This window comes from Salinarimonas ramus (assembly GCF_014645695.1).
Classification (GTDB): domain Bacteria; phylum Pseudomonadota; class Alphaproteobacteria; order Rhizobiales; family Beijerinckiaceae; genus Salinarimonas; species Salinarimonas ramus.
In genome coordinates this window covers 107,943-132,008 of the sequence record NZ_BMMF01000013.1, presented here as the reverse complement: position 1 = coordinate 132,008, position 24,066 = coordinate 107,943, and the positions used below count along the sequence as shown (strand labels likewise).

20 protein-coding genes are annotated in these 24,066 nt (G+C 71.9%); 9 read left to right on the top strand and 11 right to left on the bottom strand.

Features of this window, described 5'->3' with window-relative positions; all coding sequences use genetic code 11:
• Positions 1-2: 2 nt before the first annotated feature.
• The 4 genes from IEX89_RS19800 to IEX89_RS19785 all read right to left on the bottom strand — a co-directional run bounded on the left by IEX89_RS19800 (position 3) and on the right by IEX89_RS19785 (position 2,406).
• Positions 3-431 carry a hypothetical protein gene (locus tag IEX89_RS19800; RefSeq protein WP_188914989.1) on the bottom strand — a complete coding sequence of 143 codons (429 nt, stop codon included), beginning with the start codon at positions 429-431 and terminating at the stop codon, positions 3-5.
• A 4-nt stretch (positions 432-435) separates the two neighbouring features.
• A complete protein-coding gene (locus tag IEX89_RS19795) occupies positions 436-1,515 on the bottom strand; it encodes an aldo/keto reductase (protein WP_244645591.1) in 1,080 nt (359 codons plus the stop codon).
• Positions 1,512-1,898 (bottom strand): TIGR04076 family protein, encoded by a 387-nt coding sequence (locus IEX89_RS19790; protein WP_244645590.1) that lies wholly within the window; start codon positions 1,896-1,898, stop codon positions 1,512-1,514. Before IEX89_RS19790 ends, IEX89_RS19795 begins: the two co-directional genes overlap by 4 nt.
• A 91-nt stretch (positions 1,899-1,989) precedes the next feature.
• Complete coding sequence (locus tag IEX89_RS19785; protein WP_188914988.1) at positions 1,990-2,406, bottom strand: MerR family transcriptional regulator; 417 nt, start codon at positions 2,404-2,406, stop codon at positions 1,990-1,992.
• 225 nt (positions 2,407-2,631) lie between these two features.
• On the opposite strand from IEX89_RS19785, the gene IEX89_RS19780 reads away from it, so the two are divergent.
• From IEX89_RS19780 to glmS, 3 genes are all read left to right on the top strand, one after another.
• Positions 2,632-3,336 carry a hypothetical protein gene (locus IEX89_RS19780; protein ID WP_188914987.1) on the top strand — a complete coding sequence of 235 codons (705 nt, stop codon included), beginning with the start codon at positions 2,632-2,634 and terminating at the stop codon, positions 3,334-3,336.
• 122 nt (positions 3,337-3,458) lie between these two features.
• Complete coding sequence (gene glmU / locus IEX89_RS19775; protein WP_188914986.1) at positions 3,459-4,862, top strand: bifunctional UDP-N-acetylglucosamine diphosphorylase/glucosamine-1-phosphate N-acetyltransferase GlmU; 1,404 nt, start codon at positions 3,459-3,461, stop codon at positions 4,860-4,862.
• A 116-nt stretch (positions 4,863-4,978) separates the two neighbouring features.
• Positions 4,979-6,784, top strand: coding sequence for a glutamine--fructose-6-phosphate transaminase (isomerizing) (gene glmS, locus IEX89_RS19770; protein ID WP_188914985.1), 1,806 nt, complete (start codon positions 4,979-4,981; stop codon positions 6,782-6,784).
• Positions 6,785-6,983: 199 nt separating this feature from the next.
• Here the strand turns inward: glmS and IEX89_RS19765 are convergent, their stop codons facing one another.
• From IEX89_RS19765 to IEX89_RS19750, 4 genes are all read right to left on the bottom strand, one after another.
• The gene (locus tag IEX89_RS19765; protein ID WP_244645589.1) at positions 6,984-7,526 is read right to left on the bottom strand and encodes a YbaN family protein; all 543 of its coding nucleotides are present in this window, start codon (positions 7,524-7,526) and stop codon (positions 6,984-6,986) included.
• 102 nt (positions 7,527-7,628) lie between these two features.
• Positions 7,629-8,093 carry a DUF2155 domain-containing protein gene (locus IEX89_RS19760; protein ID WP_188914984.1) on the bottom strand — a complete coding sequence of 155 codons (465 nt, stop codon included), beginning with the start codon at positions 8,091-8,093 and terminating at the stop codon, positions 7,629-7,631.
• Positions 8,094-8,183: 90 nt separating this feature from the next.
• On the bottom strand, positions 8,184-8,597 hold the full coding sequence (locus tag IEX89_RS19755; protein WP_188914983.1) for an NADH:ubiquinone oxidoreductase subunit NDUFA12: 414 nt from the start codon (positions 8,595-8,597) through the stop codon (positions 8,184-8,186).
• 68 nt (positions 8,598-8,665) lie between these two features.
• Positions 8,666-10,723 (bottom strand): hybrid sensor histidine kinase/response regulator, encoded by a 2,058-nt coding sequence (locus tag IEX89_RS19750; RefSeq protein ID WP_188914982.1) that lies wholly within the window; start codon positions 10,721-10,723, stop codon positions 8,666-8,668.
• A 187-nt stretch (positions 10,724-10,910) separates the two neighbouring features.
• On the opposite strand from IEX89_RS19750, the gene IEX89_RS19745 reads away from it, so the two are divergent.
• The 5 genes from IEX89_RS19745 (at position 10,911) to IEX89_RS24285 (ending at position 20,118) form a co-directional block, all read left to right on the top strand.
• On the top strand, positions 10,911-16,130 hold the full coding sequence (locus tag IEX89_RS19745; RefSeq protein ID WP_188914981.1) for an alpha-2-macroglobulin family protein: 5,220 nt from the start codon (positions 10,911-10,913) through the stop codon (positions 16,128-16,130).
• Positions 16,131-16,137: 7 nt separating this feature from the next.
• Positions 16,138-18,252 carry a penicillin-binding protein 1C gene (gene pbpC / locus IEX89_RS19740; protein WP_188914980.1) on the top strand — a complete coding sequence of 705 codons (2,115 nt, stop codon included), beginning with the start codon at positions 16,138-16,140 and terminating at the stop codon, positions 18,250-18,252.
• Positions 18,253-18,459: 207 nt separating this feature from the next.
• A complete protein-coding gene (rplM, locus tag IEX89_RS19735) occupies positions 18,460-18,921 on the top strand; it encodes a 50S ribosomal protein L13 (protein WP_188914979.1) in 462 nt (153 codons plus the stop codon).
• Positions 18,922-18,923: 2 nt separating this feature from the next.
• A complete protein-coding gene (gene rpsI, locus IEX89_RS19730; protein WP_188914978.1) occupies positions 18,924-19,403 on the top strand; it encodes a 30S ribosomal protein S9 in 480 nt (159 codons plus the stop codon).
• A 28-nt stretch (positions 19,404-19,431) separates the two neighbouring features.
• Positions 19,432-20,118 carry a DUF433 domain-containing protein gene (locus IEX89_RS24285; RefSeq protein WP_210317680.1) on the top strand — a complete coding sequence of 229 codons (687 nt, stop codon included), beginning with the start codon at positions 19,432-19,434 and terminating at the stop codon, positions 20,116-20,118.
• 13 nt (positions 20,119-20,131) lie between these two features.
• Here IEX89_RS24285 and IEX89_RS19720 read toward each other — a convergent pair whose 3' ends face one another.
• The 3 genes from IEX89_RS19720 to IEX89_RS19710 form a co-directional block, all read right to left on the bottom strand.
• Positions 20,132-20,398 carry a Txe/YoeB family addiction module toxin gene (locus IEX89_RS19720; RefSeq protein WP_188914977.1) on the bottom strand — a complete coding sequence of 89 codons (267 nt, stop codon included), beginning with the start codon at positions 20,396-20,398 and terminating at the stop codon, positions 20,132-20,134.
• Entirely contained in the window at positions 20,395-20,643 is a 249-nt protein-coding gene (locus IEX89_RS19715) for a type II toxin-antitoxin system Phd/YefM family antitoxin (protein WP_188914976.1), read from the bottom strand. Before IEX89_RS19715 ends, IEX89_RS19720 begins: the two co-directional genes overlap by 4 nt.
• 135 nt (positions 20,644-20,778) lie before the next feature.
• Complete coding sequence (locus IEX89_RS19710; RefSeq protein ID WP_188914975.1) at positions 20,779-21,960, bottom strand: YbfB/YjiJ family MFS transporter; 1,182 nt, start codon at positions 21,958-21,960, stop codon at positions 20,779-20,781.
• 286 nt (positions 21,961-22,246) lie between these two features.
• On the opposite strand from IEX89_RS19710, the gene IEX89_RS19705 reads away from it, so the two are divergent.
• Entirely contained in the window at positions 22,247-24,019 is a 1,773-nt protein-coding gene (locus IEX89_RS19705; RefSeq protein ID WP_188914974.1) for an SLC13 family permease, read from the top strand.
• The last annotated feature ends 47 nt before the right edge of the window (positions 24,020-24,066 follow it).

The window sequence follows — 24,066 nt, the reverse complement described above, 5'->3', positions numbered from 1 at the left end:
GGTCACGCGCACCATGTCTCCTGAACGAAGCGCCAGGCGACGCCCGTCTCCGTCGGTGCCGGGACGAGGAGCGCGAGGGATCGCCGCGCGTCGCTCTTCACCGACCCCGACTGCCGCTCGATGTAGCGTACGGCCGCCAGCGTCTCCGTCGTCGCGACCGGCGTCACCTCCTCCACCAGGATGCGGAAGTCGGACCCCCGGACGCCATGGCTCGCGGCGAGCCGCGCGATCACCGCGTCGCGCGGCACGAGCGTGCCGTCGGGAATGACCATCGAGAAGCCCGGCCCCAGCGCCTCCTCGATCGGCTTGAACGATTCGGGGCAGTTCGGCGCATGGCCGGAGAGCCACGCCTCGAAGACCCGGTGCAGCACCACGACGTCGCGCGCCGCGGCGGCGGACAAGGCCTTGACGTCCATGTCTTGCGCAATCAAGGGCTCAGCTCGCCGTGTTGAGATTGTACTTCATGATGCGGCCGTGCTTTCCGTCCCGGTCGCGCTCGAGCGTGTAGGCGTCGCCCGCCGGGCCCGTGCGCCGCGCGAGCACCGCCTCGATCGCCGCCTCGTCCTCGGCGTCGAGCGCGAATCGGAAGACGGTGAGGTTGTCGGCCAGATGCTCGGCATAGCGCGCGCCGACGATGATGCCGGCCACGTGCGGGCGCTGAAGCGCCCAGCGGGTCGCGACGGCGGCGACGCTCGCATCGTGACGCGCGCCGATGCGCGAGAGCGTGGCGAGCAGCTCCTGGAAGAGGTCCCAGCCGCCGAAATCGTCGATGACGAGCTTGTACTTCACCAGCGAGCGGTTCGAGATCGGCTCGCGCGGCTCTGGAGCGCCGAGCCAGCGGTCGGAGAGGAAGCCGCCCGCGACCGTGCCGTAGCACAGGAGCTTCATGCCGCGCTCGGCGCACAGAGCCGTGAGCGAGACCTCCGGACGCCGGTCGAGGAGCGAGTACTGGCTCTGCATGGAGACGAGCGGCACGCCGGCCTCGATCAACGCGCGCGCGTGGGCGCCGTCGAAATTCGTCCCACCGATCTGCGCGATCAGCCCCTCGTCCTTCAGCTCGGCGAGCATCCGCCCGGTCTCGACGAGACCCGGCGCGTCGTAGTTCCACCAATGGAACTGGACGAGATCGAGCCGATCGGCCTTCAGCCGGGCGAGGGAGCGGGTGATCACGGCGCGGACGTCGGCGCGGGTGAGCCGGCCGAGCATGTCCCAATCGGGCACGAACTTGGTGTGGACCTTCAGCGCCCGCGCCGCCTCCGCGCCGCGCTCGGCACGCAGCCGTTCGCGGAAGGCGCCGATCATCTCCTCGACGCCGGTATAGATGTCCGCGCAGTCGAACGTGGTCACGCCCGCATCGACGAAGGCCGCCATGTCGGCGATGGCGCGCTCGCGATCGATCTCGCCGTGGCCGCCGGCGAGCTGCCAGCCGCCGCGCACGAGGCGCGAGATCTCGTAGCCGGGGGCGAGGAGGGTGCGTTCGACGGCGCTCATGCTGCCGCTCATGCTGCCGCTCATGCCCCGTCTCCCGTGCCGTCCTGCGCCGCGACCGTGGGCAGCGCCACCGCGGTCGTGTCCGCATGGCGGAAGCGCCTCCTCGCCGTTCGCGTGATGCGGAAGCGGCTCGGGCAATTGGGATCGGGGCAGGCGACCTCCGCGTCCGTCGACATCCAGTCGGCACGGTGCGTGTCGCGCTGCTTGGCGGGGAGGAGGGGCAGGAGAGCCGCGAGCGAGTAGATCGAGAAGCCCTGGCCCGGCGGCAGATGCAGCATCTCCCCATGGAGCTCGAAATGATCGCCCGGGCGCGCGCCGCAATAGAGCGTCGCACCCTCGGGCGCGGTCACCTCGACGCGCAGGTCCCAGAGCTCGAACTCGTCGTCTCGCACATCCGCGTCCTGCACATCCGCCTCCGTTCGTCGCGGCCATCTGAGCCGCGACGGAGCGGTTGCGCAAGAGGTGCGACCGGGCGCGAACGCCCGTTCGCGATGGGGCTCAGCCCGTGAGCTTCTCGCGCGTGGCGCGCAGCTCGGCGATGGCGGCCTCCACCTCCGCGCGCTGCGCCTCGAGATGAGCGATCTGATCGTCGATCTTCTCGACCGAGAGCCGCAGGTCGATCTCGCCCGCGCCCTTGGCGTCCGATTCGAGCATCTCCTGGATCTCGGCCAGCGTGAAGCCGAGCTGCTTCCCCTTGAGGATCACGGACAGGCGCGCGCGATCCTGCGCGGAATAGATGCGCATCGTCCCGATGCGCCGCGGCGACAGAAGGCCGCGATCCTCGTAGAAGCGCAGCGCGCGCAGGGTGACGTCGAACTCCCGCGAGAGGTCGCTGATGAGGTATTCGCGCTCGTCGGGTCCTCCGGCGCCCTCATGCGCCTTGTCCTTCTTGCGCGTCCTTGCGAGTGTGTTCATCGAGACAGCCCCCGAACAGCCATCGGAAACAAAGGCGAATCCACCGGGGTGCATCCGCATGGTTGTTTCATGATGCAATGAAACCGGGAGCGTGGCAAGCGGAAGCTGCGCATACATCCCCAAGCAACAATAGCGGGCATGAGCCGGCGATGGACGCCATGAGGCGTTTCGACAGGGTGTGCTCGCCTTGTCGCTCGGCGCCGCGCGCGCCATGTTGGGGACACGATGATCAGCGCCCGCATCTCTATTCCCGCTCTTCTCGTGCTCGGTGTCGTCGCCGGGGCGACGCTGCTGCCGGCTCCGGGTTCCGCCCAGTTCGGCCGCGAGCCCGAGGCGTGCATGGAGATCGCGACGGATTACGCGGGGCGTCTCGCGGGCCACGGCGACATCGCGCCGCTGGTCGATACGCAGGCGCAGGCCCTCGCGGCGCTCGACGAGATCGCCGCGCGAGACGAGGTCCAGCCCTTCGATCGCCTGCAGGAGGCGGAGGCGCTGCTGCGCGGGCGCGACCTCTGGGACGCCGCGCGCGCCATACGCGGCGTCGCGCGCACCATCGACAACTCGTCTTCCGTCGTCGCCGGCTGGCGCGGGCTCTACTGCCCCTCCGCGCGCCCCACCGGTGCCGCCGGGCTCGACGGGCAGGAGCGGTGCGACGCCCTCTCCGCCACCTTCGTCGACCAGCTGCGTATCGACAATCCCGCGCCCCGCGAGATCCGTGAGCGCGAGGCGCGCGAGGCGGAGCGCCAGACGATTCTCAAGGCGCGAACCACGCGCACCGATCGCGACGACCTGCTCGAGCTCTGGCGCATCCGCACGGACGCCTACGACACGCTCAAGGTGCTCGAGCGCGCGCTCGTCCTGCAGGAGGCCGGCGCCGCGCTGCTGGAGCGCGTGCGCGACGCGGGCTGCCTCGCCGGCGAATCGAGCTGATCGCGGTCGGGATCGTTCAGGTTTTCGCGGTAGGTTTCCGGGAACGGGTCGCACGGTGGAGCGATTGCCCGCCCGTGCGGCATCGCCCATAGCTGCGCCGTGACTTCCTGGAGCCCGCCCCCGTGACCGACGACCCCTCGCGCCGCACCTGCCTCGCCATCGTCCTCGCCGCCGGCGAGGGCACACGCATGCGCTCCGATACGCCGAAGGTGCTCCATCGGGTCGCCGCGCGCTCCATGCTCGCGCATGCGCTCGACGCCGTGCGTGCGGCCGGCGCCGACCGCATCGCCGTCGTCGTCGGCCCCGGGCGCGAGGACGTGGCCGAGGCCGCCCGCCGCGTGGTGCCGGACGCCTCCGTCTTCGTCCAGGCCGAGCGGCTCGGGACGGCGCACGCCGTGCTCGCCGCGCGCGCGGCGCTGGCGCAGCCCGCCGACGACGTGGTCGTCGCCTATGCGGACACCCCTCTCGTCGAGGCCGAGACCTTCGCGCGCCTGCGCGCGCCGCTGGCGGAGGGCGCGGCGGTGACGGTGCTCGGCTTCGAGGCCGCCGATCCCACGGGTTACGGACGCGTGCTGCGCGACGGCGAGACCGTGCGCGCCATCCGCGAGCACCGCGACGCGAACGACGCCGAGCGCGCCGTCACGCTCTGCAATGCCGGGCTCATGGCGCTCTCGGGCTCGGACGCGCTCTCGCTGCTGGACGCGATCGGCAACGAGAACGCCAAGGGCGAGTACTACCTCACCGACGCCGTCGAGATCGCGCGCGCCCGCGGCCGCACCGTCGCTTGCGTGGTGGCGCCCGAATGGGAGGTGCAGGGCGTCAACGATCGCGTCCAGCTCGCCCACGTGGAGCGCACGCTCCAGGAGCGGCTGCGCGAGCGCGCCATGCGGGCAGGCGTCACCATGGTCGATCCGGAAAGCGTCTTCCTCGCCCACGACACGGTGCTCGGGCGCGACGTGGTGCTCGAGCCGAGCATCGTCTTCGGCCCCGGCGTCGTCGTGGAGAGCGGGGCGACGATCCACGCCTTCTCGCATCTCGAAGGCGCGCGCATCGCCGCCGGCGCCAGCGTCGGCCCCTTCGCGCGCCTGCGCCCCGGGGCCGACATCGGCAAAGGCGCCAAGGTCGGCAATTTCGTCGAGGTGAAGAAGGCCAAGGTCGGCGCGGGCGCCAAGCTGCCACATCTGTCCTACGTGGGCGATGCCGAGATCGGCGCAAAGGCCAATCTCGGTGCCGGGACGATCACCTGCAATTACGACGGCTTCGACAAGCATCTCACGCGGGTGGGCGAGGGGGCTTTCGTCGGATCGAACTCTTCGCTCGTCGCGCCCGTTACGGTCGGGGCCGGCGCCTTCGTGGGCTCCGGCTCCGTCGTGACGCAGGACGTGCCGGCCGACGCGCTGGCGCTGGCACGCGGGCGCCAGGCGGTGAAGGACGGCTGGGCCGTCCGCTTCCGCGCCGAAAAGGCCGAGGCCAAGGCCGCCAAGGCCGAGAACGAGGCGAAGGCCTCGACGAGTGACGATGCGTAACCGTTCCGGACGGACATAAACCGACAAGAAACGTGATTGGCCCAAGCTGAGCCGTCCGGGTAGCACCGAGACGCAAGCGCACGGCCGCCGTGCAGATCTCGCGAAAGGTTGTTCCCATGTGCGGAATCATCGGCATTCTCGGCCGCGGCGACGTGGCGGACCAGCTCGTCGACGCGCTCAAGCGGCTCGAATATCGCGGCTACGATTCCACCGGCATCGCCACCCTTCAGGACGGGCGCATCGCGCGCCGGCGCGCCGAGGGCAAGCTGCGTAACCTCGAAGTCAAGCTCGCGTCCGACCCGCTTCCCGGCCGCACCGGCATCGGGCACACCCGCTGGGCGACGCACGGACGCCCGACGGAGGCGAACGCCCATCCGCACGCCACCGACCGGCTCGCCCTCGTGCACAACGGCATCATCGAGAATTATCGCGAGCTGCGCTTCGCGCTCGAGGACGAGGGCGTGCGCTTCTCCTCGGAGACCGACACCGAGGTCGTGGCTCAGGCGGTGTCGCACGAGATGGCGTCGGGCCTCGATCCCCAAGCGGCCGTGCTCGCTGTGCTGCCGCGCCTGCGCGGCGCCTTCGCGCTCGCCTTCCTGTTCGAGGGCGAGGAGGACCTGATGATCGGCGCCCGCCGCGGCTCGCCGCTCGCGGTGGGCTACGGCGACGGGGAGATGTTCCTGGGCTCCGACGCGCTGGCGCTCGCCCCGTTCTCCGACGACATCACCTATCTCGAGGAGGGGGACGTCGTCGTCGCGACGCGCGCGGGCGCCTCCTTCTTCGACGAGAGCGGCACGCCCGTCGCGCGCCGGCGCCAGCGCATCCCCGTCGGCGTCTTCGCGGCGGAGAAGGGCAACCACCGCCATTACATGATCAAGGAGATCTACGAGCAGCCGGAGGTCGTCGCCCGCACGCTCGCGCCGCATCTGGACATCGAGCAGGCGCCTGCGCTCGATTGGAAGGCGCAGCAGCGCCTCACCATCACCGCCTGCGGCACGGCGTTCTACGCGGGGCTGGTGGCGAAATACTGGTTCGAGCGCCTGGGCCGCCTGCCCGTCGAGATCGACGTCGCCTCCGAGTTCCGCTACCGCGAGGCGCCGCTGCCGGAGAAGGGCCTGATGATCGTCGTCTCGCAATCGGGCGAGACGGCGGACACGCTCGCGGGGCTGCGCTACGCCAAGGCGCACGGGCAGACGGTGCTCGCCGTCGTCAACGTGCCGACCTCCTCCATGGCCCGCGAGGCGGACCTCGTCGCCCAGACGCATGCCGGCCCGGAGATCGGCGTCGCCTCGACGAAGGCCTTCACCTGCCAGCTGGCGACCTTGTTCGCGCTGGCGCTCCAGGCCGGGCGCGCGCGCGGCCACGTGAGCGCGCAGGAAGCCCAGGCGCTCGCCGAGACGGTGCAGCGCGTGCCGGGGCTGATGCACGAGGCGATGGCGCTCGAGCCGCAGATCGAGGCGCTGGCCCGCGATCTCGCCAAGGCCCGCGACGTGCTCTATTTCGGCCGCGGCGCCGCCTTCCCCATCGCGATGGAGGGCGCGCTCAAGCTCAAGGAGATCTCCTACATCCACGCCGAGGGCTACGCGGCGGGGGAGCTCAAGCACGGCCCGATCGCCCTCATCGACGAGACGACGCCCGTCGTCGTGGTGGCGCCCTACGACCACCTGTTCGAGAAGACGATCTCGAACATGCAGGAGGTCGCCGCCCGCGGCGGCCGGATCGTGCTGATCACCGACGAGGAGGGCGCCGCGCACGCCCACATCGACACGCTCGCGACCCTCGTCCTGCCCAAGATGGACCCCCTCGTCGCGCCCATCGCCTACGCCGTGCCGGTGCAGCTCATCGCCTACCACACGGCCGTCTTCATGGGGAAGGACGTCGACCAGCCCCGCAACCTGGCGAAATCCGTCACGGTGGAGTGATGTCGGGCGACGTGCGTCCTTCCCTGTAGGGGAAGTTGGATCGGCGGCGAAGCCGACGAGACGGATGGGGCGCGCGGAACGCGCGTTCGGCGCAGCCGAAACCGGCCGCGTCCATCCTGCCTCCGAGATTTCCGCTTCGCGGACCACGTCTCTCGGCGTGCCCCATCCGTCACCGCGCTATGCGCGGCGCCACCTTCCCCTACAGGGAAGGAGGTCGGCCCGCGCCGGGGGCGTCGGGGCGGGTGAGGATGTAGGTGGCGCAGGCCGCCATCACGAGCGCCACGGAGCCGACGGCGACGAACGGCGCGCCGCCGATCGCCATCACCACGAGCGAGGCGCCCATGCCGAGGAGCGCGGCGGCCTTGGCGTGGCGGGGGATGGCGCCCGTACGCCGCCAGGTGACGATCGGCGGGCCGAGCCGAGGGTGGTTCACGAGCCAGCGCTCGAAGCGCGGCGAGGAGCGCGCGAAGCACGCGGCCGCCAGCAGCAGGAACACGACACCCGGGACGAGCGGGAGCACGACGCCGACGGCGCCGATGCCCACGAAGAGGAATCCGAGGAGGAAGAGGCTCCAGCGCGCCCAGGCGGGCAGGGCGAGGCTCTCCATGGCTTCCTCGGCCGGAGTGTGCTCGGCCGGAGTGTGCTCGGCCGGAATGCGCTCGGCCGACACGGCGGTGTCGGCGCGCGCGCCGTCGGCGGCCCCGGGCCGTCCCGCGCGCTCGCGCTGTCCCGGCCCGTTCACCTGATGCGTCCTCGCTGGTCGGATTCGCCGCGGCGCCCGCCATCTGCGCGCCCGGTGAGACCTAGATAGGCGCCGCGCCCCGGCCTGCCAAGCGCCGCCGCGTCAGAGCAGCGGGCGCGGCGGGGGAAGGGGGTGGTCGGCGAGCGTGCCGGGATCGTCGGGGCCGACGTCCTCGGCGATCTCGGCCGCCGGCGCCGGCAGGCAGTCCACGAGCCAGATGTCGTAGACCGGATGCTCGATGGCGTTCAGCCCGGGCGAGTTCGCGTAGATCCAGCCCGAGAAGATGCGCGCCAGCGAGCCGTCGAGCGAGAGCTCGTCCACCTCGATGAAGCTCGTCGTGTTCGGGCTCTCGGTGGGCGGGCGCGTGTAGCAGACCCGCGCCGTGAGCTGCAGGGCGCCGAACTGCACCGTCTCGTCGATCGCCGCCTCGAAATTGATGATTCGCCCCGTGATCTTGTCGAGGCCCGAGAACACGGCGACGGGGTTCTCGATCTTCTGCGCGGCGGCGGGCGCGGCCGAGAGGCCGAGCGCGAGGGCGGCGAGAGCGGTGAGGGCAAATCTGCGCATGAGCGTCGCGAGGCGGAACGGCGAGGGCGGGCGCTCCTCGTTGCCCGCCGATCGCGACGGAAACGAGGCGCGTACCACCCGAGCCCCGGCTCAGTCCCCCGGCGTCCAGGCGACGTAGTCGCCGGTGGCGGCGGGGCGCTGACCCTCGGAGAGGGTCGAGCCGCGGGGGCGATAGGCGCCGGCGGTGCCGGTGAGGTTCTCGACGTGCGGCTTCTGCCACTCGCGGGGCGTATACTCTTCCTGCGAGGGCGGCGTCGCGTGGGTGTGGCACAGCCACATGCGCCATTCCATCGGCGTGCGCGACGCGTCCGCGAGGCCGTTGTAGATCACGTAGCGGCGCTCGTGGCCGAAGCCGTCGACCTTGCCGCGCTTGTCGCGATAATACTTGTTGCCGAACGCGTCCTCGCCGACGAACTCGCCGTGGCGACGGATCGTCAGCCGCGTGCCGAGCGTCTGGCCGTTCCACCAGGTGAAGAACTCGGTGAGGAATTGCTTGAAGGTCATGCGCGTCGTCCCTTGTGCGCGTCCTTATGGCGATTGCGCCGCGGCGTGTCCAGAGGCAGCGCCACCGCTCAGGCGGCGCTGCGCCCCTCGGCGCCCAGGAGCGAGGCGAGGCGGTCGAAATCGACGGGCTTGGCCAGGATCGGGAAGCCGCGCCGCGCGGCCTCGGACGCGGCGTCGCTGTAGCCGGTGACGAGGACGATGGTCGTGCCTCGGGCGCGTGCCTTGATCGCCTCCGCGAGATCGAGCCCGCTCATCGCGCCGGGCATGACGAGATCGGTGACGACCATCTCCGGCGCCGATCGGTTCTGCGCGAAGACGGCGAGCGCCTCCGCCGCGTTCGCCGCCTGGACCACGTCGAAGCCGAGATCGGCGAGGAAAGCGGCCGTGCTCGTGCGGACGGCCTCGTTGTCGTCGACGACGAGGACGCGCCCGCAGGGATCGCTGCTCTCGCAACGCTTCACCGCGGGGGAGGGCGCCTCGTCCGCAGCGGCGTCGCCGCTCGCGGCGCGTGTCGCCTCGGTGAGAGGCAAGAGCATCTCGATCGACGCGCCGCCTCCGCGCGGGCTCGCGATGCGCGCCGCGCCGCCGGCGCTGCGGGCGAAGCCGTAGACCTGCGCGAGGCCGAGACCCGTGCCGGAACCCACGGGCTTCGTCGTGTAGAAGGGCTCGAAGGCGCGGGCGAGCACCTCCTCCGGGATGCCCGGGCCGGTATCGGAGACGCACAGCCGCGCCACGCGCCCGAGCCCGCTCTCCGTGCGCGTATCGAGCGAGACCCGCACGGCGCCGCCGCCGGGCATGGCGTCGCGGGCGTTCGAGAGGAGGTTGAGGAGCGCGAGATCGAGCTGGGTCGTGTCGACCTCCGCGACGAGCGGCTCGGCCGGAAGGTCGACCGCGAGCGCGATGTCGCCCCGCAGCGCCTGGCGCAACATCGGCTCGAGCCCGCGTACGTGCGCTACGAGATCGGTCGCGACCTTGCTGCCGCTGCCGCCGCGGGAGAAGGCGAGGAGCCCGCGGGTCGTCTGCGTGCCCTTCTCCGCCGCCTCCTTCATGGGCTGCAAGAAGCGCTCGACCCGCTCGTCGGGGTGATGCCGGCGTACGAGGGCGATGCCGGCGAGCACCACGTGCAGCACGTTGTTGACGTCGTGCGCGACACCGCCGGCGACGCGCCCGAGCGATTCGAGCCGCGCCGCGCGCTCGCGCGACAGCGCCTCCTCGCGGCTCGCCTGCAATTCGCGCCGGAAGAGATGGGCGAAGGTCCCCGTCAGCACGAGCGCGGCGAGGCCGCCCAGAGCCACGAGGCCGGCGGAGCGCACGAGGGGCTCGCGATAGAGCGTGAGCGGGATCGAGACGTGGCTCGACCACCCGGTGCGCGGATGCTGCACGAAGGCCGTGACGACGGGATCGCCCGCGGGCGTCCGGCCGGGGTAGATGCCCGACAGGCCGCTCGCCCGCGCCGCCAGGGCGTTCTCGCCGGCCGGCGTGCCGACGAGCTCGGGCGCGGCCGCCGCCGCCGCGAGGCGGCCGGTACCGTCGATCAGGAACGGCCGCCAGCCCTCGGGCAGGTCGCGCCCCGTGAGGATCTCGTTCAGCCGATCGAGCGAGACGATGGCGACGAGGACGTAGCGGGTCTCGCCCTCGCGCACGACCGGCACGCGCAGCGTCGCCCGCGGCAAGCCGTCGGCGGAGAAGGGGCCGGGACCCGTGAGATCGCCGATCTCCGCGCGCCCGGTCTCCATGATGCGGCGGTGGCCCTCGAGATCGACGACGGGCGGCAGCGGCGTGCCGGGCTCCACGAAGGAGTTGAAGACCTGCCGCTCGTTGCGGTCGCTGAGGATGATTCGGTCGATGATCGGCCAGGCCGCGCCGATGCGCGTCGCCAGGATGCGGAATCGCTCAAGATCGGGAGCGTCTCCGTCGAAGAGCGGCGATTGGGAGAGGATCGACAGCACTTCGAGATAGCTGTCGAGCTCGCGCTCCACGTCGGCCATGATGCCGCGTGCGCCCGAGAGCGCGTCCTCGCGCATGGTCTCCTGCTGCTGCCTCAGGGTCGCGAAGCCGAGCCCCGCGGCGAGGAGCGCGAGGGGGACGAGCGCCGCGAGGGCGAGCAGGATCAAGGGTCTGCGCACGCGTGCCGACCTTTCGTGTCCGACGCCCAGCCAGGGCACCATTGGTATGGTGCAATCTCCGACCGGGCAAGCGGCCACGCTCGGCTGCCCCGTGAGAGCCGGCAGCATCCGGATGAATGCGCATCCGCTCCCGGGTGGGCTCGGGCGCTGCTAAGGTCGCGCGATCTCCAGCGTCCCGAGGCTCGCCATGACGCCGCACGCGCTCGTCCGTATCCTCCTCGCCTTCGTCCTCGCCTGCCTCGCGGCGCTGCCCGCATCGGCGCAGGGGCGCACCTACGAGAACGAGGCGCTCGCCGCCATGACGCGGCAGGTCGAGGCGCAGATCGCGGACGAGACGCCGCGTCCGGACCGCGCGAGCCTCGACCTGCTGCGCGAGGGTCGCGCCTTCCTCGAGAGCGGCGCGCCGCGCGACGCCGCCTGGCGCTTCGCCGAGGCGATCCGGGTCAACCCGGAGAGCTATACGCTCTGGTCCTCCTACGCCCGCGCCGCGCTCGCCATCCCCTATCAGGATTGGAGCGAGCGCTGGCAGATGCAGGAGCGCGCCACCGTCGCCGCCTACATCGCCTACGGCCACGCGGAGAACGCGACGGAGGCGGCGGACGCGCTGGCCGCGCTGGGCGAGGCCTTCGCCGCGCGCGAGATGTGGCGCGATGCGCTCACCGCCTACAAGGCGAGCCTCGCCACCCGCGCCGATGCCCGGGTCCAGGCCGTGCACGACGACCTGCGTACGCGATACGGCTTTCGTATCCTCGACTACCGCGTCGAATCGGACACGCCGAGCCCGCGGGTGTGCTTCGTGTTCTCCGAGCCGCTGACGCCGCGGGTCGACCTGACGCCGTATGTCGCCGTCGCCGGCGCGAGCGGGTTCGCGGTGACGAGCGAGGGCAACGAGGCCTGCGTCGACGGGCTCGTCCACGGCGAGCGCTACGCCATCGTGCTGCGCCCGGGCATCCCCTCGACGGTTGACGAGGTGCTGGAGCGCGCGGGCGACTACGAGGTCTACATCCGCGATCGCGCGCCCCAGGCGCGCTTCACCGGGCGAAACTACGTCCTCCCGCGGCTCGGCCAGGAGGGCATCCCCGTCGTCTCCACGAACACGGATGAGGTGGCCGTCGCGATCTACCGGATCGGCGACCGCAACCTCCTGCCGACGCTGCGAGGCGGCGACTTCCTCGACCAGATCGCGAGCTGGACCGAGGAGGAGATCGCGGCCGAGCGTGGCGCCCCGATCTGGTCGGGCACCCTCGACGTCGCCATGGAGCGCAACGTCGACGTCGTCACCGCCTTCCCGGTCTCGGAGGCGGTCGGCGCGCTTGAGCCGGGCGTCTACGTGATGACGGCCCGCGCGGACGCCAGCGTCGAGCCTCAGAACGACTGGGGGCCGCGGGCGACGCAATGGTTCGTCGTCTCCGACATCGGGCTCACCGCCTTCTCGGCGAGCGACGGCGTGCACGTGCTCCTGCGCTCGCTCGCGACCGCCGAGCCCATCGCCGGCGCATCGGTCGCGCTGGTGGCGCGAAACAACGAGGTGCTGGGCGAGAGCGCCACGGACGAGAGCGGCTACGTGCGCTTCGATCCGGGTCTCGCCCGCGGCGAGGAGGGGCTCGGCGCCGGCATGGTCACGGCGCAGGTCGGCGGCGATTACGGCTTCCTCGATCTCGGCCAGGCGCCCTTCGACCTCACCGATCGCGGCGTCGCCGGTCGCCCAGCCACCGGCGCGCTCGACGCCATGCTCTTCCCCGAACGCGGCGTCTACCGCTCCGGAGAGGAGGTGCACCTCACCGCCGTCTTGCGCGACGCGCAGGCGCGTGCCGTCCCGGCCGTGCCGCTGACGCTGATCGTGCGCCGTCCCGACGGAATCGAGCACGCACGCATCCTCACGCGCGACGAGGGCGAGGGCGGGCGCGTCCACACGCTGCCGCTGCTGCCCGACGCCATGCCCGGCACCTGGCGGGTGAGCGCCCACGTCGACCCGGAGGGGCAGGCGATCGGCGACACCGTCTTCCTCGTCGAGGATTACGTGCCCGAGCGCATCGCGCTCGACCTGACGCCGCGGGCGCCCGCCATCGCTCCCGGTGCGCGCGCCGAGATCGACCTTTCCGCGCGCTACCTGTTCGGCGCGCCCGGCGTCGACCTCGTCGTTTCCGGCGAGGTCTCCGTCTCCGCGGCACAGGAGAGCGCCGTGCCGGGGCTCGCGGGCTACGTCGTCGGCCTCACGGACGAGCCGGTGGAAGGCGCATACGCGGCGCTGCCGGAGGAAAGCCGCACCGGCGCCGACGGCACGGCGACGATCGCCGTGTCCGTCCCCGCGCCGGCCGCCGCGCGCCCGCTCTCCGCGGAGATCACGCTGCGCGTCGCCGAGGCCGGCGGTCGGGCCGTCGCCCGCAGCGTCACGCTCCCGATCCTGCCGCAGGCGCCGGTCATCGGCGTGAAGGCGCTGGAAACCGATCTCGCCGAAGGCGACGTCGCGGCCTTCGACGTCGTCGCTGCCCGCCCCGACGGCTCGCGCCTCGCCGGCGAGGCGCAGTGGAGCCTGCTGAAGGTCGAGCGGCGCTATCAATGGTACCAGACCGGAGGCCAATGGGGCTTCGAGCCGGTGACCACCACCGAGCGCATCGCGAGCGGGACGATCGCTTTGTCTCCCGACGCGCCGGCGCGGATCGAGGCGCCCGTCTCCTGGGGCGCGCATCGCCTCGAGGTCGTTGCCGCCGATCCGGCCGTGGCGCCGACCAGCCTCGGCTTCGACGTCGGCTGGTCCGGCGACGCCACGGCGCGCGCGCCCGACCTCCTGCCGCTCACCCTCGACCGCGCGGACTACGCGGCCGGCGACACGCTCGTCGCCACGATCGACGCCGCCTTCGAGGGCGAGGCGACGATCGCGATCGTCTCCGACCGGGTCCACGCGTTGGAGACCATCCCGGTGACGGGGCGGGGGACGCGCGCCGAGCTAACCGTCTCGGAGGAATGGGGCGCCGGCGCCTACCTCGTCGCCATCGCGCACCGTCCGCTCGACGCGACGGCGCGGCGCCAGCCGGGGCGCGCCATGGGGCTCGCCTGGTTCGGCGTGGACCGGGCGGCGCGCGATCTCGCCATGACCCTCTCGCCGCCCGACGAGATCCGCCCGCGCGGCGACCTCACCATTCCAGTGCGGCTCGCGAACCTCGCGCCGGGCGAGCGGGCCTTCGTGACCCTCGCGGCGGTCGACGTCGGCATCCTCGCGCTCACGAACTACGAGGCGCCGGACGCGACCGAGCACTTCCTCGGGCAGAAGCGGCTCGGGGCGGAGGTGCGCGACCTCTACGGCTACCTGATCGACGGCATGCAGGGCACCCGCGGCGCCATCCGCTCGGGCGGCGATTCCGCGCCCGCGGGCCTCGCCGCCCCGCCGCCCGACCAGCCGCCGCTGGCGCTGCATTCCGGCATCGTCGAGGTGGGGCCGGACGGCACGGCGGAGATGACGTTCGCCATCCCCGCCTTCAACGGCACGGTGCGCGTGATAGGCGTCGCCTGGTCCGCGGGCAAGGTCGGCGACGCTACCGTCGACGTCCTCGTGCGCGACCCCGTGGTCGTGGCGGCGACGGCGCCGCGCTTCCTCAATGCCGAGGACGAGAGCCGGCTGCACGTTCGCCTCGACAACGTCTCCGGCCCGGCCGGTCGCTACACGCTGGAGGCCCTGCCGCTCGGATCCCTCGACATCGCCATCGGCGAGCGCCTCGTCGACGTGATGCTCGGGGAGGGCGCGAACGCCGAGGCGTCGTTCCCGCTCGTCGCAGGGGCTCCGGGCGATGCGGGCGTCTCCGTCACGCTCACGGGCCCCGACGGCCTGTCGCTGACGCAGGAGGTCGCGGTGCCGGTGGCGCCGGGGACCGAGGGCGTCGTGCGTCGCGAGATCGCGCGGCTCGCGCCCGGTGCGTCGCTCAGGATCACCGACGATCTCCTGGCCGACATCCAGCCGGGCACGGGGCTCGTCAGCGTCGCGGTGACGCCGATCGGGCGCCTCGATCCGCCCGGCATGATCCAGGCGCTGCAGCGCTACCCCTACGGCTGCACGGAGCAGCTCGTCTCCCAGGCGCTGCCGCTCCTTTATGCCGGGGCGCTCGTCGGGCCCGAGGCGCTCGAGCTCCCGCGCGATCGCGAGGAGACCATCCGCTCGGTCGTCGCGCAGGTGCTCGGCCGGCAGACGGCGTCGGGCTCGTTCGGCCTCTGGTCGGCGTCGAGCTACGACGATCTTTGGCTTACCGCCTACGCCGCGGATTTCCTCACCCGCGCGCGGGAGGAGGGCTTCGAGGCGCCGCAGGCGGCGCTCGACCGCGCTCTGGAGCGGCTGCGCAACCACGTCGCCAACACGACCGAGGTCGAGGGTGACGACGGCGCGGCCCTCGCCTACGCCGCCTACGTGCTGGCCCGCAACGGCCGGCCGGTGATGGGCGACCTGCGCTATCTCGCGGACGCGCGGATCGACGCCTTCGAGACGCCGCTCGCCCGCGCCCAGATCGGCGCCGGCCTCGCGCTCCTCGGCGACACCGCGCGCGCCGAGACCGCCTTCGGCGCGGCTTTGACGCGGCTCGCCGCGGACGAGACCCGTGGCCGCGGCTGGCGCGCGGATTACGGATCGCGCCTGCGCGACGCGGCCGGCATTCTCGCCCTCGTCGGCGAGGCGGACGTGGGGCAGGGCGCCGTCAAGCGCCTCGCCGGCACCATCGACGAGGAGAGCGCGCGGAGCGGCGCTCTGTCCACGCAGGAGATGGCCTGGCTGGCGGTCGCCGCGCGCAGCGTCGCGGAGGAGGCCGAGAGCATCGTCCTCGACGTCTCCGGCGAGACGCTCACCGGCCCGCTCTACGACGGCTTCGACGCCGGCGCGCTGGCGGGCGGCGGCGTCTCGATCCGCAACGACGGCGCCAGCGGCGTCGAGGTGGCGATCACGGTGACCGGCAACCCGTTCTCCGTGGAGCCGGCGCTGTCGCAGGGCTTCGAGATCGCGCGCAGCTATTTCGACCTCGAGGGCAACCCGGTCGACCCGACGCGGGTCGTGCAGAACACGCGCCTCGTCACCGTGCTCGACGTCGTCGAGACCACGGACGATGCCGGGCGTCTTCTCGTCGTCGACCGGCTGCCGGCGGGCTTCGAGATCGACAACCCCGCCCTCGTCACGGGCAGCGAGGTCGCCGCGCTGCCCTGGCTCAGCCAGGATCGCCCGCCGGACCGGGCCGAGTTCCGGGACGATCGTTTCGTCGCGGCCTTCGATTCGCTGGGCAGCGCGGTCGGCTCGCTGCGCCTCGCCTACGTCGTGCGCACGGTGGCGCCCGGCACCTACCTGCATCCGCCGGCGAGCGCCGAGGACATGTATCGTCCCGAACGCTTCGGCCGCACGGGCGCCGGCACGGTGACGGTCGTGCCGGCACGGTGAGGGGAGGGTGAACCGGCCATTCCCGTGGCGGGTAGTTCGCGTCGCATCGGGCGCCCTCTGTATCCTCGCCCTCGCGACGACGCTCGCCGCCTACCTCCTCTACCGCGACTACGCCGCCTCGCTCGGTCCCCTCGACCTCGGGCCCGCGCAGGCGCGCTCCGTCGTGGTGCTCGACCGGGAGGGGGATCTCCTTCGGGCATACGCCACCGGTGAGGGGCGCTGGCGGCTGCCGGTGGGTGTCGAGGACGTCGACCCGACCTTCCTCGCCATGCTCCTCGCCTACGAGGACAAGCGTTTTCGCGAGCACGGCGGCGTCGATCTCCTGGCGCTCGCCCGTGCGGCCGGGCAGCTCGTGGCGAATGGCGAGATCGTGTCGGGCGGGTCGACGCTGACGATGCAGGTCGCGCGTCTCGTCGAGCCGCGAGCGGAGCGCAGCCTCGCCGCGAAGCTGCGCCAGATCGTGCGGGCGCGGACCCTCGAAGCCGACCTGACCAAGGACGAGATCCTGCGGCTCTACCTCGCTCTGGCGCCCTACGGCGGCAATCTCGAAGGCGTGCGCGCGGCGAGCCTCGCCTATTTCGGGCGTGAGCCGAAGCGGCTCTCGCACGCGCAGGCGGCGCTCCTCGTCGCCCTGCCGCAGAGCCCGGAGACCCGCCGGCCGGACCGCTTCCCGCAGATCGCCCGCGCCGCCCGCGAGCGCGTGCTCGACCGGGCGCTCGCGGCCGGGATCCTGAGCGCGCGCGAGCGCGAGATGGCGGCGCGCGAGCCCGTGCCGGAGGCGCGCGTCGACTTCCCCATGATCGCGGCTCATGCGGCGGACATCGCCGTCGGCGAGCGGCCGCAGGCCGTGATGCATCGCCTCGCCATCGACGGCGGGCTGCAGGTCGCGCTGGAAGAGCTCGTGACGGCACGGGTCGCGCGGTTGGGGACGGGATTGTCGGCGGCGGTGCTGGTCGTCGAGAACCGGACCGGCGCCGTCCTCGCCCATGTCGGCTCGGCCGGCTACCTCGACCATTCCCGCCGCGGCGCCATCGACATGACGCGAGCGGTGCGCTCGCCGGGCTCGGCGCTCAAGCCCTTCATCTATGCGCTCGCCTTCGAGACCGGGCTCGCCCATCCCGAGACGATCCTGGAGGACCGGCCCGTCCGCTACGGCATCTACGCGCCGGAGAATTTCGATCTCGGCTATCAGGGCGCCGTCACCGCGCGACGGGCGCTGCAGGAATCGCTCAACGTGCCCGCGGTGGCGCTGCTCTCCGAGATCGGGCCCGCGCGCTTCGTCGCGCGGCTGCGGCAGGCGGGCGCGGGAGTTGTGGTCCCGCGGGAGACCGCGCCGGGGCTCGCGGTGGGTCTCGGCGGGCTGGGCATCACGCTCACGGACGTGGCGCGCCTCTATGCCGGCCTCGCCCGCGGCGGGCCCGCGCCGGCGCTCGTCACCCGCGCCGGCGAGGCGCCCGTCCCGGCGGACCCGGCGCCCATGGCCGTCGCCGATCCCGTGGCCGCCTGGTACGTGTTCGACGTCCTGCGCGGCGCGCCGGCGCCCGAGGGCGCGCTCGGCGGACGCATCGCCTACAAGACCGGCACGTCCTACGGCTTCCGCGACGCCTGGGCGATCGGCTTCGATCGCGACCTGACGATCGCCGTCTGGGTCGGGCGCGCGGACGGTGGCGCGACGCCGGGGCTGACCGGGCGCAACGCCGCGGCCCCGCTCCTCTTCGACGCCTATGCCCGCACCGGCCGCGAGCCGAGCGCGCTTCCCGTGCCGGCCCATGCGCTGATCACGTCCACCGCCGGCCTGCCGCCGCCGCTGCGCCACATCCGGCAGGATCGGCCCAAGACCATCGAGGCGACGGCGATCGCGCGCCTCGCCATCGCCTTCCCGCCGGACGGCTCGCGGGTCGATCTCGGCCTCGTCGCCGCCGACGGCGCACGCGAGAGCCGCCTCGCGCTCAAGGCACAGGGCGGGGCGCTGCCGCTCACCTGGCTCGTGAACGGCGTGCCCGTGGGCGAGGCGAGCCTTCGCCGCGAGGCCGCCTGGCGCCCCGACGGCGCCGGTTTCGCGCGCATCACGGTGATCGACGCGGCAGGGGAGACGGACAGCGTCTCGGTGCGGCTGGAGTGATGTGGTATCGGGGTACGCGCGCGACGGTATCCTGGTACGCATCGCTCGATCCCTTGCATGGCAAGGGCTCCGGCCGGTCGTTTCCGCGCGAAAGGGCTTGACCCTCGCGCCTTTCGCGCATAGAGACACGCCAGCTGCCGCCGGGTCCGCCCGGCGGCTTCTCGTTTCGCAGGGGGCCTTCGCGGCTCCAACCAGGGACACAGCGCGATGAAGACCTTTTCGCTGAAGCCCGCCGACGTCGAGAAGAAGTGGGTCGTGATCGATGCGGAGGGCCTCGTCGTGGGCCGTCTCGCCTCGATCGTGGCGATGCGCCTGCGCGGCAAGCACAAGCCGTCGTACACGCCCCACGTCGATTGCGGCGACAACGTCATCGTCATCAATGCCGACAAGGTGAAGTTCACCGGCCGCAAGCGCGAGCAGAAGGTGTACTACCACCACACCGGCCATCCGGGCGGCATCAAGGAGCGCACCGCGCGCTCGATCCTCGAGGGCCGCTTCCCCGAGCGCGTCGTCGAGAAGGCCGTGGAGCGCATGCTCCCGCGCGGCCCGCTCTTCCGCAAGATCATGGGCAACCTGCGGGTCTACCCGGGCACGGAGCATCCCCACGAGGCGCAGCAGCCCGAGGCGCTCGACGTCGCGGCGATGAACTCCAAGAACGTGAGGATCTGACGATGGCGACCCTGCAGTCCCTCTCCGATCTCGGCCAGGCGCAGACGACGACCCCGACCGAGGACGCCCCGGTCCACGTCCAGAAGCTCGACGCCCACGGCCGCGCCTATGCCACCGGCAAGCGCAAGGACGCCATCGCTCGCGTCTGGATCCGCCCCGGCACCGGCAAGATCTCCGTCAACGCCCGTCCGCTCGAGACCTATTTCGCGCGCCCGGTCCTGCGGATGATCCTCAACCAGCCGCTCCAGCTGACGAACCGCGTCGACCAGTACGACATCACCGTCACGGTGATGGGCGGCGGTCTCTCCGGCCAGGCCGGCGCCGTGCGCCACGGCCTGTCGAAGGCGCTGACGCACTACGAGCCCGAGCTGCGCGGCATCCTCAAGAAGAACGGCTTCCTCACCCGCGACTCCCGCGTGGTCGAGCGCAAGAAGTACGGCAAGGCCAAGGCCCGCCGCTCCTTCCAGTTCTCGAAGCGCTGATCGCGCGACGAGGCTGTTTTGCCGAGACGTGGAAGAGGCGGTCCCCGCGGGGGCCGCCTTTTTCGTGTTCGGGGCGGGATGTCGGGGGCATCTTGCCCACGTCCGGCCTAGGGTTTGTTCTTCCCCCGTGAGGAAGGAGTTTTCAGTGGCTGCCATGCTGTCAGTGAACGAGGTCGCCGCGCTGGCGGACGCGCCGCGAAGCGTCGTCGAGAAGGCCCTCGAGCAGCGGATCTTCAGCGCGACGCGTTCCGGCACGCGAGCCGAGCGGATGCTTCCGATTCGCTCTGTCGCTCTCGCCGCGACCTTCCGGTCTCTAGGACGTCGCCTCACGATCGCTGACAAGCTGCAGATGAGCAGGCACGTCGAAACCGTACGCCTCGATGCGATGAGGGAGTGCCGCATCGAGATCGCGCCGGCGCTGACAGTCGACGTCGGTGCCCTCGCGAGCGATGCCGTCGACCGTGCGCTGCGCTACGCGGAGGCGCGCGATGCCTATATCGAGCGTGTTGACGGCGTGATGGGCGGGCGTCCCGTCCTCAAGGGGACGCGGATCACGGCGAGCTCCGTCCTCGGGCGCATCGAGGCCGGCGACACGATCGACGACCTGCTGGACGACTATCCCGATGTCCCGCGCGAAGCGTTCGAGGCCGCCTATCTCTACGCGGCGACCCATCCGAGCGTCGGCCGACCCGCGAGAGAGCGCGGCGCGGCTTGAGCACTATCGCCTCTCAATAGTGGTAGCGGCACTGAGCGATCTCGACGAATTGCTCATCACCTTTGCCGCGCACTCGATAGACCAGCCGGTGCTCCTTGGTGATCCGGCGCGACCACCATCCCGTAAGATCGCCTCTCAGCGGCTCCGGCTTTCCGGTCCCGGTGAACGGAGTACGCTGTACTTCCCTAATCAATTCGTTGAGCCGCTTGAGGCCCTCGGGATTCTCTTTCTGCCAAGAGAGATACGCCTCCCAGGCAGCGGGCGACCAGAGGAGCTTCACGACAGAAGATTACGCTCCAGACCGCGACCAGCGTCCAGGTCCGCCACGGACTCTCGCAAGTCCCGCGCGTTCGCAGGGCTTCGCAGGAGATAAAGCGTTTCCATCAAGCTGGAATACTCGTCCTCGGATAGGACGACGACCGACTTCTTGTCCGTGCGCGTGACCGTCACCGGCACGTCGGACGCGCAGACGCTATCGAGGAATTCCTCGAGATCACGAAATGAAGAGGACGATACGTGTGCCATGGCTCGGTTCCTGCTGTTCGTGGAAAATGGCCTGACAGCACATGCATGTCAAGAAGAGTGCACATCATTGCATGCTAGTTAAGGATGAAACCATCCTGAATGGTATAATCTACAACCCTCAGGACGTGACCCGACTTAGCCCCTTCCCACCATCCGCACCGCCCCCACGGCCGCCAACCCACCCGCCGCGAGCACCGCTGCGCCGGTCGCGAAGAGCGGCAGGTGGGAGCCGCTCGCAGCGAAGAGGGCGGAGAGGGCGTAGGCGCCCGCCGCCTGGGCGACGGCGAAGGCGATGGTCATGGTGCCGAAGAGGCGGGCCTGGGCGGGGCCGCTCGCCAGGGTCGCCGTCAGCGCGGCGGCGAGCGCGACCATGCCGGGCGTGAGCGCGCCCACGAGGATCGCGGAGGCCCCGAGCGCCACGGCGCTGGTCGAGACGAGGGGCAGGGCGACGGCCGCAGCCTTGAGGAACAGGGCCCCGACGAGGGCGGGCCCGGCGCCGATCCGTGAGGCGACGAGCCCGCACAGCGGCGCGCCGACGACGGCGCCGATGCCGAAGGCCGTCCAGGCGAGCCCGCCCGCGGCCTCTCCCCGCCCCAGGCCGCGGGCGACGAAGTCCGACAGGAAGAGCGTGTGCGGCACGAAGCCGGCGCCGTCGCTGGCATAGGCGAGGACGAGGAGCGCGATGGCCAAGGGCGCGCGCTTCGGCATCTCGCCCGCGGCGGCGGCGCCCGCGCCTTCCGGCCAGCGGCGCCACGCGATCGCGGTGAGGACGAGCGCCATGGCGGCCAGCGCGAGCCAGGTCGTCACGAGGCCGAGCGTCGCGAGCGCCGGGAGGAGGGCGCCCGACAGCATGACGCCGATGCCCACGCCCGCGAAGACGTAGCCCGAGACCCGGCTCTTCGCCTCCGGCGGCGTGCGCGCCAGGATCGCGGAGGGACCGAGCACCATGATCAGCCCGCCGGCCACACCCGCGAGAAAGCGGAAGCCGGAGAGCCAGGTCGCTCCGAGCGGCGCGGCGCAGGCGCCGAGCGAGACGATGGCGAGAACGAGCGAGGCGTTGAGGATCGCCCCGCGCTCGGGCCTTCCCGCGAGCGCCTGCGCCGCCAGCGCGCCGACGAGATAGCCCGCGAGATTCGCAGCACCCGCGAAAGCGCCCTCGGCGGCGCTCACCCAGCCCCGCTCGACGAGGAGCGGCAGGAGCGGGGTGTAGGCGAAGCGCGCGAAGCCGATGCCGACGATCACCGCCAGCAGCGCCGGGAGCCAGGGCGCGAGCCCGCCGCTCGGCGCCTTCGTCCGCATCTCCGCCTCGCCCGCCATCGCCGCCTCCGCGTACGCATTTCCGTCGAGCCGTAGGCCGCGGCCGGCCGCACCGCAAGGCGCGCGGCACGCACGGCACGCGAAGCGGACCCGCAGCGGACGCACGCTCCGGTCGAGCGCCCGGCAAGCGCTCTTTGCGGGCCAACCTGGGGCTTGCCCGCCGCGCCGATGTGTGGTCGAACTTCGCGGGAAGCGCGGCGCTCGCGGACGAGGCGGCGTGCGGGAGCCCGTCGCCCTTGCCTGCCGCGTCGCCCATGCCCGCAGCTCGGACCGGCCGGAACGGCGCATGACGGCGCCCCAAGCCCTCATCCTCGCGATCATCGCCGTCGCCATGGGGTTCTTCCTGTGGGGACGCTGGCGTCACGACCTCGTGGCCGTCGCGGCGCTGATCGCGTGCGTGCTGGTCGGCCTCGTGCCGGCCTCGCAGGCCTTCGCCGGCTTCGGTCACCCGGCGGTCGTCACCGTCGCCGCGGTGCTCGTGCTCAGCCACGGCCTCGCGTCCTCCGGTTTGATCGACCGCCTGATCCGCCGGGTGGTTCCCGATGCGGCCGGACCGTGGCGCATCATCCTGATCTTCTGCGCGCTCACGGCCGCCATGTCGTCGTTCATGAACAACATCGGCGCGCTGGCGCTGATGATGCCGGCTGCCCTCGGAGCCGCGCGGCGGGTGAACGTGGCGCCGGGGCAGATCCTGATGCCGCTCTCCTTCGCCTCCATCCTCGGCGGCATGACGACGCTCATCGGCACGCCGCCGAACCTGATCGTCGCCGCCTTCCGAGCCGAGGCGACGGGCGAGCCCTTCGGCATGTTCGCCTTCACGCCCGTGGGGCTCGCGGTGGCCGGCGCGGGCGTGCTCCTCGTCGTTCTCGGCGCGCGCTTCCTCGTTCCCGAGCGGCCGCGTAGCGCGGGGCAAAACTTCGACATCGGTGCCTACCTCACCGAGGCGCGGGTGCCTGCCAAGGCGCGGGCCGTGGGCATGACACTCAAGGAGGTCGAGGAGACCCTCGCGGCGGCGGAGGCGCAGGTCGTGGGCCTCGTGCGCGACAACGCCCGCATCCCCGCCCCGCAGAACTGGCGCAGCGTGCGCGAGGACGACATCCTCGTCATCGAGGCCGATTCGAAGAACCTCGCCCAGGCGCTGGCCAAGCTCGGCCTGACGCTGGAGGAGGACAAGCGCACCGGCGTGCGCGCGCCCGAGGCCGAGCACACCGTGATGGCGGAGGTCGTGGTGCGCCCGGGCTCGCCGCTGGTCGGGCGCACGGCCCAGCATCTGAAGCTGCGCTCGCGCCACGCGATCAATCTCCTCGCCATTTCCCGCCAGGGCCGGCGCTCGATCTCGCGGCTGCGCCAGACGCGTCTCGCGCCCGGCGACGTGCTGCTGCTCCAGGGCACGCCCGACACGCTCGCCGACTTCTCCGCGCATTTCGACTGCGTGCCGCTGGCCGAGCGCGCGCTGCGCTTCCCGGCCAAGCGCGACGCGTGGCTCGCCGCCGGCATCTTCGGCGCGGCCATCGCGGCCACCGCGCTCGCGATCCTGCCCGCCGAGATCGCTTTCACGCTCGCCGCGCTCGCCTACGTGCTCGCGTCCATCGTGCCCACGCGGGAGGTCTACACGGCGGTGGAGTGGCCGGTGATCGTGCTGCTCGGCGCGCTCATCCCCGTCGCCGGCGCCGTCGCGGCGACGGGTGCGGCCGACATGCTGGCGCGCGGCATGATGGGGCTGATGGGCGAGAGCAGCCCCGTCCTGGTGCTCGTCGGCCTCATGGTGATGACCATGTGTCTCACCGATTTCATGAACAATGCGGCGACCGCGACCGTTATGTGTCCGATCGCGATCGGGATCGCGGGGGTGATGGGCGCAAATCCGGACCCGTTCCTGATGGCGGTGGCGATCGGCTCGTCCTGCGCGTTCCTCACGCCGATCGGCCACCAGAACAACACGCTGATCCTGGGCCCCGGCGGTTTTCGATTCGGAGACTACTGGCGCCTCGGCCTGCCCTTGGAGATCGTCGTCCTGTGCGTGGGAATCCCGATGATCCTCGTCGTCTGGCCGCTCTAGGATCATCACTTGAGAGGCCGGCCCGCGCAGGCCGGCCCATGCGAGAA